The following is a 12,064-nucleotide window of genomic DNA, read 5'->3' on the forward strand; positions in this document are numbered from 1 at the left end:
CATGGGTTAAGGTAACTATTCGTGGCTTGCCAACGAGGCCACGATGCCGTCGAGGATGTCTTTCTCACTGATCACAATCGAGTCAAGACCAGTGAGATCCTCGGCGGCTTTCATTATTTCCTCGACGACGGCAGCGCCGGCGGGCATGACGTCGGCACGCCCGGGGTGGATCACCGGGTGGTCCTTGCGTTCCTGCACGCTCAACGCCTGGATCTCCGCGATGGTGGCACGTAGGTCCTCGAAGGTGAGGCGCGAGAGGTGGATGCGGGCTGGGTCGTACTCGGGGAGGCGCTGGGTGAGCGCGGAGAGCGTCGTGAAGGTGCCGGCGCAGCCGACCACCGTGTGTGCCTTCGCCATGTTGACCACCGCTGCCGCGTGCTGGACCTGCTCGCGCGCGTAGTCGCGGGCCGCGCGCAGCTCCTCGGGCGCTGGTGGATCCGAGCGCAAGAAACGTTCCGTGAGGCGCACGCACCCCATCTGGGTGGAGATGCGGCCCTCGATTGCGTCGCCGTTGCCTACCACGAACTCGGTGGAGCCGCCGCCTAAGTCGATGACGCAGAACCGGCCGTCGCCTGCGGGAAGGTCCATCGTGGCGCCGATGAAGGAAAGCTGGGCTTCCTCCTCCCCCGTGATCACCTCGGCCTGTGCGCCGGGCTGGATCTGGCTGAGCAGCTCGCGGGTCATGTCGAAGAAGACGTCGCGGTTGGAGGCGTCGCGGGTCGCGGAGGTGGCGACCATGCGCACGCGCTGCACACCCTCGGCGAGCATGCGCTCAGTGTAGGTGGCGAGCGCCTTGCGGGTGCGCTCAATCGCCTCCGGGTTGAACGCGCCCGTCTCGTCCACGCCCTGGCCCAAACGCACGATGATGTTCTCGCGGCAGACCTCCTCGAACGTGTTCTTATCGGGGTCGAAACGGGTGATCAGGAGGCGGATGGAGTTCGTGCCACAGTCAACCGCGGCAAGCGTTACCGGCTGGCTCATGCGAGGTGCTCCCCCGCCTCAGCAAGCGTGATACCGAGCTGCTCCAGCGTCGGCCAATCAGCCGGGATCGCAGTGCCGCGCAGGTTGCCGTGCTCGGCAGCGAGCGCCACAGCCTCCGTACCGAAACGGAAGTGCTCCGGGCCCTCCGCCAACGCGTACGCAATCAGTACGTGCAGGCACTTCACGCGATCCGGCATGCCGCCGCCGGAGAAGTCCGTACCCAAGTCCTCAATCTCGTTTCGCTTCGCCAAAAAGTACTCGTGAGCGCGACGGTAATCCTCTTGCAAATCCTCGTCCTCGGCCAGGCGGGCCTCCATCCACTTCATCACCTGAGCGCCCTCCAAACGCGAAGCCTCGGCCGTGAGACGGCGGTCCGTCAGGTAGTAGAGGGTGGGGAACGGAGTGCCGTCGTCAAGCTTTGGTGCAGTCTTGACCACCGCAGGCTGGCCGTCCGGCGTGCGGTAGGAAATTTCCAGCACACCGCGGGGCGCGCGGCCGAGCTGCTCCTGAATGATATTGAGATCCTCTTGAGTCGGTTGCATGAGCAACATTGTTCCACACGAGGTGGGCGGTGGTGGAACGGTGCGGCGGAGGTGGGTTGAGGCTTCAGCTGCTTCTTGCACAATCAGTCATGGGGGCATTGCCTAACTGACTAAGGTTGCGTAGAATGTGTATCACAGCACCAACCCGAGAAGGATACAGCTGGGTTCCCGAATGGGAGTAAGGTCAAACGACCTGAGAATTCCTTTGCTCCAAGGGTTGGTGTTTTACTTTTCGAAGGCGATTTGCGGCTCAGTTATTTTGTATTAATTTTCCTTCTTAACTGATCAAGACAGTGACCAGGGTCTTTTTCAACTTGATGCGCGATAAATTCGACTGCTGCCTCGGAATATATCCAATTGCTCGTTTTCTCTCCCGCAGTCTTACGGTCGTAGGAGAAGCGCTCATCGCCTTTCATCTCGTACGCTTTGGTAAAGAGTTGGAAAGCATACGTAGTAAACTTCTCTTTCACTGAACCATTGAAGCAAAAAGTAATGCCTCTTTTCTTTAACAAAGAATCGATCTTTTTAGTCGCGTTACCAGCAGTATAAGGATAAAAGCTAACGGCATCTTTCACATCCTTGACGATGGCGATGCCATGCTCCGATCCGTTTTGAATGTAAACATTCAAATCTGCATCATTCTTCTTTTTAACCAGCCTCAACGAGGTCTCGTAAGTCGCCGCGATCCTCTGATTTCCTTCAGCCCCGATAGCATCCGCAACATCTTTCCGCCGGGCAAGTAGTTCCTGCGCAACTGCAGCGTCATACTTTGTCCGAATAACGTCAGGAACGATTGCACCTCTTCTCATTGCCAAGGCCAACCGATTGTCTGGGATGAGCTCGCTTACCGAACGGTTATGCAATTCCCAAAGCTTGTCCGCATAGTTTTCCACGCACGACTGCAAGAAGGGCCCATAAAACAAGTCGTACTCGTCTGTAATGAAGTGCGTGTTCGTATTACGAAACTCCATCACATTCTTCATGTTTACCCGAAGAGGATCCTTCTCATTCGTAAAAACCCTCTTCAAACAATCGGAAAGAGCAAGAGTCCTACTAGGATCATCTTTGAAGTAAATTGAATCAATGCCCCACTTTCTGATCATGTGAGCTTTCAGCATCAGCTCCCAAGCATTGCACAACAAAATCGAACAACTTTCCGCACCGTATTTTAAGCTCGGTCGATTGTACAGTTCGACAGCAAGAACAAACGCCTCCTCACTCTTATCCAGCAAGCGGGTAATTGTCTGCTCGTTTCCTTCATCGATACACATATCACCAAAGTTTACTCGAATCGATACGCAAAGACGTTCTAATATCGATCCCTTTGGTTTCGCTGCGCACCCTGTCCTGCCTGCGCTTTCTAAAACCTAATCCCCGATCAGCTGAAATTTGCTTCCTAAGTACTCTGCCTCCCTGCTAGCCCAATCGCTTTTCTTCACCAGGTTCTCAAAGGACTTATACGAGGCAGCGCCAAGAAGCCGCGCAGCATCTCTCTCAGGAATCTGTCCAGACTTTGCGGCAAAGGTGATCGTCTCGAAGAACCGCTCGCCGACGCGAGACCGAACGAGGACATGGAACGAAGGACCGCCGCTGCCTTCTTGTGTAGCTTTCTTTTCTTTCCTGACACGGACCAATCGCATAACTTCGTCGAACTCTTGTTGCTCGATCAGGAAAATATCTTTCAAGCGCAACAGCATCGCTTCCCTACTGATGCCAAACACGCTTGCCAGAGACGTGACGTTGTCGAGCAAAGAACACTTCTTGTTGTACCGTTCTTTCACTGCAGTCTCTGGGGCAATGAATGCCGCTGCAAACTCGTTACACCAGCGCTCTACCCGCAGGTGATCGCTGTGGTCAGAAATACCAGCCTTCCCCAAAGCAACATGACCCAACTCGTGGGCGAGACTGAAGAGCTGCGCAGTTTTAGCGTCACTTGTATTCACAAACACCAGGCAGAATTCCCCATCAATCAGGGTGAATCCGCGGAACTCATCAATACTGAAATGACGTTGCGTAGAGTTTCCGACAATGGAATTTCGGGATACTAAAATCCCTACATCTTCCATCTGATGCGCTAGTGTCGTCACTCTCTCTGGCCCAGGAATTGCAGAAGCCTCGTCAAACCCCAGCGCGATGCGAGCCTGGCGAGCAGCCAGGATGGAACTGGTGGAATCTTGGGCAGAGCGCAGAATTTCAGGACCAGGAATTCCAACTTCCTCCGCGTAATCCGAGTACCACCCCAAGCGCGCCTCGGCGGAGTGAATAACTTCCTGCAGATCAGGACTCAGCCCATCGAGACGCTCATTTCTGACAGTACGAAAATCAGGTACATCAGTCTCTTCGCCAGAAGGCGCCTGAAGAAGGAGCCTTCCAAATGGGATTCGTGCCTTCTTCGCTAGTTCCTTCGCTTGGTTGAGCGTCGGACGCTCCTCCCCTGAGCGCCAATCGTTTACCTTGGGAAACGTGGCACGGAGCTTTTCGTCACTGAGTCCTGTACGTCGCAGCGCCCAGTCCAGCACAGACGGTTCGATATCAACACGCAGAACCCCCATCGCTTCCCTCCTTTCAATCTTGGTAATGAAAACGGCGCAACAGAATTGAGAATACTTTAACTTGCCTGGTTAAACGTTAAAACCCAAGGACCCAGCCGAAGAACTCAGTGAGCTTCGAGCGCTTCTTTCTTTTCGGGAGCGTGAGGTAATCAATCAGCCACTGCTCCTCTCGTTGTCGCAAGCCGTTGGGTTGGTTTCAGGCTACACAGTTCTGGTTCTTGATTGCGCTTGTTGGACCCCAGCGTGGGCGTAAAAAGCGTGTGCTAGATGTCGTGCGATGCAGGTCGCGCTGTTTGGGCCGGGCTTGGCGGTTTTCGGCGACCAGCGTCGCACTCCTTTAATCGCACGCTGCTAATAGCACGCTGTTAGTCGGTCAACGGGAGCGCTCGGGGTGGGGTGGGGCTGGCAGCCTGGTGATTCTCCAAATGGGAGTAAAAGGATTGGAATAATCCAGGTGGGAGCGCGCAAAAAGTGGATTGCAGTAATCCTGTTGCTACCTTTTAGGCTCGGGCTACTGCGCTTCAGGCGCTTCAGGCGCCGCAGGTGCTTCCGCGGGCGCTTCGGGAGCAGGCGATTCTGCCGGGGCGGGCGATTCTTCAGGAGCGTCGGCGGGGACATCCTCGGGGACCTCGCGGAGGGAGTCCCAGAGGAACACGGCCCATCCGCGGTCGTCGGGCGTTTCGTCGGAGGTGATCGTGGTGCCGTGAGTCATGCGGGGATCGATGACTCGCCAGGCGGACTCGCCGGGCTCCATCACGCCGAGGCGCCGACGGGCAACCTCGTTGAGGTACTCGGGGTCCTCGTACTTCGCGATCTCGCGCTCGAGGTCCGCTTGGCGGCGCTCCAAGTACTCGATGTTTGCCTGGGCGCGCGCGATCTCGTTGCGGCCCTCGTAGAAATTACGAAGTGGGGCTGCTACTGCCACGAGTACGGCGATGAGGACGATGATGAGCAGGGCGAGCGTCGCTAAATTGGGGGCGGCGAAGCGCGACTCCCTGTTGGCCTTCTGCTCGGCGAGCTGCTGCTTGCGCTGCTCGCGGGACGCCACGGGCACAGTGCGAGCCAACCGCTTCCTGCGGCGCTTCGCTGTGTGCTTGTCTCGGGGCGTGCCAGTGCTCATAGTGCTCATTAGTGTACAGCAGGGAAAAACGCGACACCCCCTGCCACGCGCGAGCGCGCGATGGGCAGGGGGTGCGTACGAATCAAGCGATTACTTGAAGCGTGGGAATGCGGAACGACCAGCGTAAACAGCGGCGTCGCCGAGCTCCTGCTCGATGCGCAGCAGCTGGTTGTACTTCGCAACGCGCTCGGAACGAGCCGGTGCACCAGTCTTGATCTGGCCGCAGCCCAGAGCCACTGCGAGATCCGCAATGGTGGTGTCCTCGGTCTCGCCGGAGCGGTGGGACATCATGGTGCGGTAGCCAGCGCGGTGAGCCATGTCCACAGCGTCGAAGGTCTCGGTCAGGGTACCGATCTGGTTGACCTTCACCAGCAGGGCGTTCGCAGCGTGCTCCTTGATGCCGCGTGCGAGGCGCTCAGGGTTGGTGACGAAGAAGTCGTCGCCAACAATCTGGACCTTGTCGCCGATGGTCTTGGTCAGGTTTGCGTAGCCCTCCCAGTCATCTTCCTGCAGTGGGTCCTCGATGGAGACGATTGGGTACTCAGCGATGAGCTCCTCATAGACCTTGGCCATCTCCTCAGCGGAGTGCTCGCCGCCCTCGAACTTGTACACGCCGTCCTCGAAGAACTCGGAGGAAGCAACGTCCAGCGCCAGTGCAACGTCTTCGCCCGGCTTGAAGCCAGCCTTCTCAATTGCCTCGACAATCAGGTCGAGCGCTGCGCGGGTGGAGTCGACGGAAGGAGCGAAGCCGCCCTCGTCGCCAAGGCCGGTGGACAGGCCCTTCGCGTTAATGACGGACTTCAGGGAGTGGTAGACCTCTGCACCCATGCGCAGAGCCTCAGCGAAGGACTCAGCGCTCAGCGGAGCAATCATGAACTCCTGGACGTCAACGCCGGAGTCAGCGTGCTCGCCACCGTTGACGATGTTCATCATTGGAACAGGCAGGATGTGAGCGTTCGGGCCGCCGATGTAGCGGTACAGCGGCAGGCCAGCGGACTCAGCAGCAGCCTTCGCCGCAGCGATGGACACGCCCAGGATCGCGTTCGCGCCGAGGCGGGACTTGTTGTCCGTGCCGTCGAGCTCAATCATTGCCTGGTCGAGCAGACGCTGATCGTCAGCCTCGATGCCAGCCAATGCGTCAGCGATCTCCTCGTTGACGTTCTTGACAGCCTTCTGGACACCCTTGCCGCCGTAGCGATCGCCACCGTCACGCAGCTCGTGCGCCTCGTGTGCGCCAGTGGACGCACCGGAAGGAACACCCGCAATGCCGTGCGCACCATCGTCGAGGAAAACCTCAGCCTCAACGGTTGGGTTACCGCGAGAGTCCAGAATTTCACGAGCAAAGACGTGCATAATATCAGCCACTACAGTTCATCTCCTTGAGATTGGCCAAACCAAATTTCCGTTACCGATTGTTCCAGATCGCAGCAAAAAATGCTTGTTGGCGTTCGTCACACTCGTGCTTTGCCTGCGTTTCCGTGCAGCGATAGGCCCACAACCACGCCATTTAAGGTCACACCATTCGGAATGTGATCTTCGTCAAACCTTTTGCCCATGCCCGGTTTCGCCCACTTTTGTGGCTTTCTCGGCATGGCTGCGGCACGCCTACCGGGTGGCGCGCTGGGTGAGCGCGTAGTTCGCAGCGGCATCGCGGACATTGTGGAGGTACTCGCGCGAGTGGTTATACGTCAGCACCGCATCCGACCACCCCTCCGCAGTGGACAGGTCGCGCCCGTTCGCACAGAGGAGGTTCGCGGCGCTCAGGGCGGCGTCGTCAATTTGCTGCGGGTTTGCTACCCCATCGCCGTCGGCGTCGCGGCCATAGATCGCCCACGAGCCGGGGATAAACTGCATCGGCCCCACCGCGCGGTCGAACTCGGTGTCGCCGTCGAGGGTGCCGCCGTCCGTGTCCGCAATAAGTGCGAAGTTGCCCGTGCCGTCGAGCGCCGGGCCGATGATCGGCGGCTGCGCCACCCCGTTTTCGTCGAGGCGACCAGCGTCGAACTTCTTGCCCGTATAGGTGCCGTGGCGGGTCTCCACCCATCCGATGCCAGCGAGCGTATTCCACTGCAGATTGCAGGCCGGCCAGGCCTCCGCCGCGATCAGTGCGGCGTTACCGTATGCACGCACCGCCTGCGGGTCGACCCCGATCTCCTCCGCGATAGGGGCGGCCCACGCGTGGAGTTCATTGGCGGTTCGGCCGGGCGCGTGGACGTCGATAGCAGGTGGTGGCGTGGCCGCAGCCGGGGGTACGTCTTCCGGGACTGGTTGGCGCTGCACGAACTGCTCCGGGCCGCCGAGCACGCTAAGCAGGAAGGCCACCAACGCGACAACCATCACCACCGCGCCGACAACGACAAGCAGCGCCACACAACCACACCCGCGCGCACGCCTGCCGGGACGGCCAGAAAACGTCATGGCAGAAGATCCTACACTACCCCCGTAATCCCCAATTTTCACTTGCGTCACACTAGTAACAGGTATGGTGTATCCCGTTCTGTTTTTCAAGCACCTATTTACAACCTGAAAGTGAGCACCCTATGCGCATTTCCACCCGTATCGCAGCCATCGGCGTCGCAGCCCTGACCGGCCTTGCAGGCCTCGCAGCACCAGCAGCACAGGCACAGGACGCCACCTCGCTCCTGCAGCTGGTCAACGGCAACGTCAAGACCATGAACTGCAACACCCTGCGCGTCACCCTCAACGGCACCGGCGTCGCCGGCAAGGACACTACCCGCCAGCAGCTGGTCAACAACCTCAACGGCAAGATTGGCGATTCCATCGCTCTTCGCGTCATGTCCGGCGGCACCGTCCAGGCAGTTGCGGACCGTGCGCTGGAGTGCGGCATCGTGAAGCCGGACCCGGTACAGGACTGGGCGAAGCTCCTCGGCAGCTCCCAGACCAACATCCCGCCACAGCTGCAGCAGCTGTCCTCCAACCTGGACTTGGGCCAGCTCCTGGCACGCTAGGTTTTAGGCGCTCGCCCCGTTGCTTGCGCACCACATTCCCGTTTTCCTTCGCCGACTTTTGCGTTTCCCCAGGTCACGTAAAGCACGGGAGGGAATTTGGTGTCAGTTCAAGCAGCACGCGCACCACATTCCACGATTCCGACCGGCGAGCGCGGCAAAAGCCCAGGTCGGACAAAACCTGTGAGGGAATGTGGTGCGCACCCCGCTAGCGCACAATCCCCAAAGAAGCCCCTACTCCACCACCAACTTGATCACGTCGGTGGGGCCTTCGTCGCCCGCGAACTCGACGGGCTGGACGGTGGGGGTAATCGGGGCGTTCACATCGACGGGATCGCCGGTGGTGACGCCGGGGCAGGCGTCGATAACTGAGGGGTCGAACCACTCGATGGCGGGTTTGCGATCATCGCTGAAGATGACGCCTATGCCACTCCAGGTCTCCCAGCGTTGTGAGTCGTCGTTGATGCTGTAGACATCGTCGGGGTCGAAGCCCAGGGCCTCGGCCTGCGCCTTGTCCGTGTACGGGCAGAAGAGGTAGGCGCGCTCGGCGTGCTCGCCGACAACCTGCGACACCGTAAACGGCGTGCCGTCCTGAGCCGCAGCTGCGAATCCCAGGTCCGTCGACTTCCCTGTCGAACACCCGGCTAGCGCCAGGCAGCTCAGTGCAAGTCCGGCAAGAACTGTTGTACGCGCCTTCATGATGCTCTCCTATCCTTGGCGGGCGTGCTCGCGTAGTGCGAATTCTACCGCGTCAAGTGGCAGCTCGGGGGCGTGCTCGTCGCGCCCGGCCTTGATGGCTGCCAGGTAGGTGCCGTATTCGTCGGCGGACCAGTCGCTGGTTACGTCCAGGTCGGCGCCCTTCGCGCGGTTGGAGCAGATGATGAGCGGCTTCTCGTCGGCGGCCTCCTGTGGACCTGCCAGGAAATAGATCAGGCCGGACGCGAACTTCGCGGGCAGGCCCGTGGCCACGACAGCTTCGTATTGCTGGACTGGTGTGAGCTCCCCGGAGCCGACCTTGCGCAGCGCCTGCAGCAGCGCGTTCGCCTTGCCCTTGTTGCGCAGGAACTGCTGCAGCTTCAGCTGCGCCTGCGCGTTCTTGCCGCCCTGGAATGCGAAGGACGCGCCCAAAAAGTCGATGATCTGGTCGCGGGCGAACTCGGAGTCCACCACATCCTGCGCGAAGGCGAAGACTTCGCGGCGGGTCAGGGTCGCGGTGGCGTCGTCGCGGAAGGGTGGGACGCGGCGCAGGTTGTGCGGCCAGCCGGTCTTCCAGCGGATCGGGGAAAAGCTGACGGTTTCTTGCGCGACGGCTTCCGCGGTTGGGGAAACGGCCTTGATGGCTTCTGCAATCTGGTTTGTCATGCGGACTATTGTTACACACTATGACCATCCTCGTGCTTGACCCTCGTTGGCCCGACATGCTGCCCGTTTCAGTAGCGCAGCGCATCCGGGGACCAGTGGAGTTCACCATGGAAGTGCCCGTCTCCGTGCGGTGGGACCTTGCCGACGCTCCCGACGGCCCCTGCCCCTGGCTCCTCACCACAAACGAGGATGACGAGGTGGTGCGGGAGCGCGTCGCGAAGGGCGAGCACGTCGAGCGGGTGCCCTCGCTCGAGGACCCCGTCCACCAGGCAGTATCCGTCATGCACGCGGCACGCACGCGCGGGCAGTGGGAGCGGTCCATGACACACGAAACGCTGCTGCCCTACCTCCACGAGGAAACCGAGGAGCTCGCCGCCGCCATCACCGACAACGAAGGCGACGAAGCCCTGCGCAAAGAGCTTTCCGACGTCCTGTTGCAAGTCCTCTTCCACGCCGAAATCGCGGCAGAGCGCGGCGCGTTCGGGTTCGCGGAGGTGGCGCAGGGGTTCGTCGATAAGATGAAGGCGCGCTCCCCCTACCTTTTCGACGGCAGCACCGGCACCATCGACGCCGAAACCCAGGACCGGCTGTGGCAGGAAGCCAAAGCCAAGGGTAACTAGCCTTGCGGCCCGTAGGCCCCGCCGCGCAGGGCGCGGTCGTTGAGCTCCCGGCGCGCCTGCTCAAGCGCCACCAAGTCGGAGAACAGCGCGTTGTAGGCGGCCTCGTCGTCGGAGGGACGCATGCGCTGCAGCTGCGCCTTCAGCAGCGCAATCTGATCCCCCACGCGGGTCTCCTGCAACCGCGAGAGCACCGAGTCCACGTAACGGTCAATGTCGTCCGGGTGCATCGGCTCAACCGCCAACTCTGAAACGAAATTGCGGCCCACCAGGTCCAGCATCTCCTGCGCGACCTTCGCCAAAAACTGCGGGCCGACGTGCGCGCCCGTCACCCCGCCAGCCTTCTCGATCGCGTCACGCACCTGGCGATACGCCGGGTTGGTAAACGCCTCCGGCGAAATGCCCTCAAAGTAGCTGCCGGCCTTCTCCGGGTACTGCAGCGCAATCTTGAGCGCCTCGCGCTGCGGCCACAACAGCGGATCCTGCGGGTTCGGCGGCACCAACGCGGGCGGCTGACCCGGCGCGGCCTGCTGCTGGCGCTGTGGCTTCTGCCAGGTACGCTGCTGCTTCTTCGGCCGACGCGCCTCCTCGCGGACCTGCTGGAGCACCTCGTCCGGGTTCGGCCAGCCCACCCAGCCGGCGAGCCTGCGCGCGTACTCCGTCTGCAGTACCTTGTCGCTGATACCGGCGACGACGGGAACGGTGCGTCGCAACGCCTGCAGGCGCCCCTCCGCCGTGTCCAGCGAGTAGTCCTTCAGCAGGGACTCAATCACGAACTCAAAAATCGGAATTCTCGACGCCACCAAGTCCCGCAACGCAGAATCCCCACGCTCAAGGCGCAGGTCACAAGGGTCCAGGCCGTCGGGGGCGACCGCCACAAACGACTGCCCCGAAAACTGCTGATCCCCCTGGAACGCGCGCATCGCCGCCTTCTGGCCAGCCTCGTCACCGTCGAAGGTGTAAATCAGTTCGCCACGGAAGTAGTTGTCATCCAACATGAGGCGGCGGATCACCGCCATGTGATCCTTACCGAACGCCGTACCACACGACGCCACCGCCGTCTTCACCCCCGCAGCGTGCATCGCCATCACGTCCGTGTAGCCCTCCACCACCACCGTCTGGTGATCCGTAGCAATGTGCTTCTTGGCCAAATCCAGCCCGAAGAGCACCTTCGACTTGTGGTACAACATCGTGTCCGCAGTGTTCATGTACTTACCCATCGGGTCATCATCAAAGAGCTTGCGGGCCCCAAACCCGATCACGTTGCCGGCCACATCCTTAATCGGCCAAATCAAACGGCGCCGAAACTTATCAATCGGCCCGCGACGCCCCATACTCGAAATCCCGGCGTCCTGGAGCTCCTGGGCGTCGAAACCCTTGCGAAGCAAGTGCTTCGTCAACGTGTCCCAACCATCCGGGGCGTAGCCGCACTCGAAGTGATAAATCAGCTCCTTCGAAAACCCACGCTCCAGCAAAAAATTCCTACCGACCTCCGCCTCCGGAGTCTCCAACTGCTCACGGTAAAACTCGTGCGCCGCCTTATTCGCCGCCAACAAGCGCGCCCGAGTCCCCGGCTTCACATCACGCCCACCAGTCGTCCCGCCCTGGTAATTGATGTGGTAGCCGATCTCCTGAGCAACCGCCTCCACCGCCTCCGGGAAGGACATCTGCTCCATCTCCATCAGGAAGGAAAAAACATCCCCGCCCTTGCCCGTGGAAAAGCAGTGGTAGTACCCGCGCGCCGGCCGGACGTGGAAAGACGGCGTCTTCTCATCCTTAAACGGGCTCAAGCCCTTCAGCGAGTCATACCCAGCCGGTTTGAGCTGCACATACTCGCCAACGATGTCCTCGATCGCCGCCCGCTCACGAATAGCCTCAATGTCACTATCCGGAATTCTGCCCCTAGCCATACGCACATCCTAAC

At 60.3% G+C, this 12,064-nt stretch carries 12 protein-coding genes; 2 read left to right on the forward strand and 10 right to left on the reverse strand.

Features of this window, described 5'->3' with window-relative positions; all coding sequences use genetic code 11:
- Positions 1-15: 15 nt before the first annotated feature.
- From R0V12_RS02925 to R0V12_RS02955, 7 genes are all read right to left on the reverse strand, one after another.
- A complete protein-coding gene (locus R0V12_RS02925) occupies positions 16-981 on the reverse strand; it encodes a Ppx/GppA phosphatase family protein (RefSeq protein ID WP_320072802.1) in 966 nt (321 codons plus the stop codon).
- On the reverse strand, positions 978-1,523 hold the full coding sequence (locus R0V12_RS02930; RefSeq protein WP_320072803.1) for a DUF501 domain-containing protein: 546 nt from the start codon (positions 1,521-1,523) through the stop codon (positions 978-980). Before R0V12_RS02930 ends, R0V12_RS02925 begins: the two co-directional genes overlap by 4 nt.
- Positions 1,524-1,777: 254 nt before the next feature.
- A complete protein-coding gene (locus R0V12_RS02935; protein ID WP_070362111.1) occupies positions 1,778-2,794 on the reverse strand; it encodes a DUF3644 domain-containing protein in 1,017 nt (338 codons plus the stop codon).
- Between the two features lie 96 nt (positions 2,795-2,890).
- Positions 2,891-4,075 (reverse strand): ImmA/IrrE family metallo-endopeptidase, encoded by a 1,185-nt coding sequence (locus R0V12_RS02940; protein ID WP_256042255.1) that lies wholly within the window; start codon positions 4,073-4,075, stop codon positions 2,891-2,893.
- Positions 4,076-4,586: 511 nt separating this feature from the next.
- Positions 4,587-5,195: an FtsB family cell division protein gene (locus R0V12_RS02945; protein WP_320072804.1), complete on the reverse strand. Its 609-nt coding sequence runs from the start codon at positions 5,193-5,195 to the stop codon at positions 4,587-4,589.
- A 90-nt stretch (positions 5,196-5,285) separates the two neighbouring features.
- Positions 5,286-6,560 (reverse strand): phosphopyruvate hydratase, encoded by a 1,275-nt coding sequence (eno, locus tag R0V12_RS02950; RefSeq protein WP_284818248.1) that lies wholly within the window; start codon positions 6,558-6,560, stop codon positions 5,286-5,288.
- Between the two features lie 240 nt (positions 6,561-6,800).
- On the reverse strand, positions 6,801-7,613 hold the full coding sequence (locus R0V12_RS02955) for a lytic transglycosylase domain-containing protein (RefSeq protein ID WP_320072805.1): 813 nt from the start codon (positions 7,611-7,613) through the stop codon (positions 6,801-6,803).
- Positions 7,614-7,735: 122 nt separating this feature from the next.
- Between R0V12_RS02955 and R0V12_RS02960 the strand changes: the two genes are divergently transcribed.
- Positions 7,736-8,164, forward strand: a complete 429-nt coding sequence (locus R0V12_RS02960) for a hypothetical protein (protein ID WP_070362106.1) — start codon at positions 7,736-7,738, stop codon at positions 8,162-8,164.
- A gap of 231 nt (positions 8,165-8,395) precedes the next feature.
- Here the strand turns inward: R0V12_RS02960 and R0V12_RS02965 are convergent, their stop codons facing one another.
- Complete coding sequence (locus R0V12_RS02965; protein ID WP_320072806.1) at positions 8,396-8,860, reverse strand: hypothetical protein; 465 nt, start codon at positions 8,858-8,860, stop codon at positions 8,396-8,398.
- Between the two features lie 9 nt (positions 8,861-8,869).
- The gene (locus tag R0V12_RS02970; protein WP_320072807.1) at positions 8,870-9,523 is read right to left on the reverse strand and encodes an 8-oxoguanine DNA glycosylase OGG fold protein; all 654 of its coding nucleotides are present in this window, start codon (positions 9,521-9,523) and stop codon (positions 8,870-8,872) included.
- A gap of 20 nt (positions 9,524-9,543) precedes the next feature.
- Between R0V12_RS02970 and R0V12_RS02975 the strand changes: the two genes are divergently transcribed.
- Positions 9,544-10,143, forward strand: coding sequence for a MazG nucleotide pyrophosphohydrolase domain-containing protein (locus R0V12_RS02975; protein ID WP_252931293.1), 600 nt, complete (start codon positions 9,544-9,546; stop codon positions 10,141-10,143).
- On the opposite strand, the gene dnaG is transcribed toward R0V12_RS02975, so the two are convergent.
- Positions 10,140-12,050: a DNA primase gene (gene dnaG, locus R0V12_RS02980; RefSeq protein WP_320072808.1), complete on the reverse strand. Its 1,911-nt coding sequence runs from the start codon at positions 12,048-12,050 to the stop codon at positions 10,140-10,142. The two genes, R0V12_RS02975 and dnaG, sit on opposite strands and share 4 nt — an antisense overlap.
- Positions 12,051-12,064 lie beyond the last annotated feature (14 nt).

Origin of the sequence: Corynebacterium sp. UMB2355A (genome assembly GCF_033877495.1) — a bacterium.
Taxonomy (GTDB): domain Bacteria; phylum Actinomycetota; class Actinomycetes; order Mycobacteriales; family Mycobacteriaceae; genus Corynebacterium; species Corynebacterium pseudogenitalium.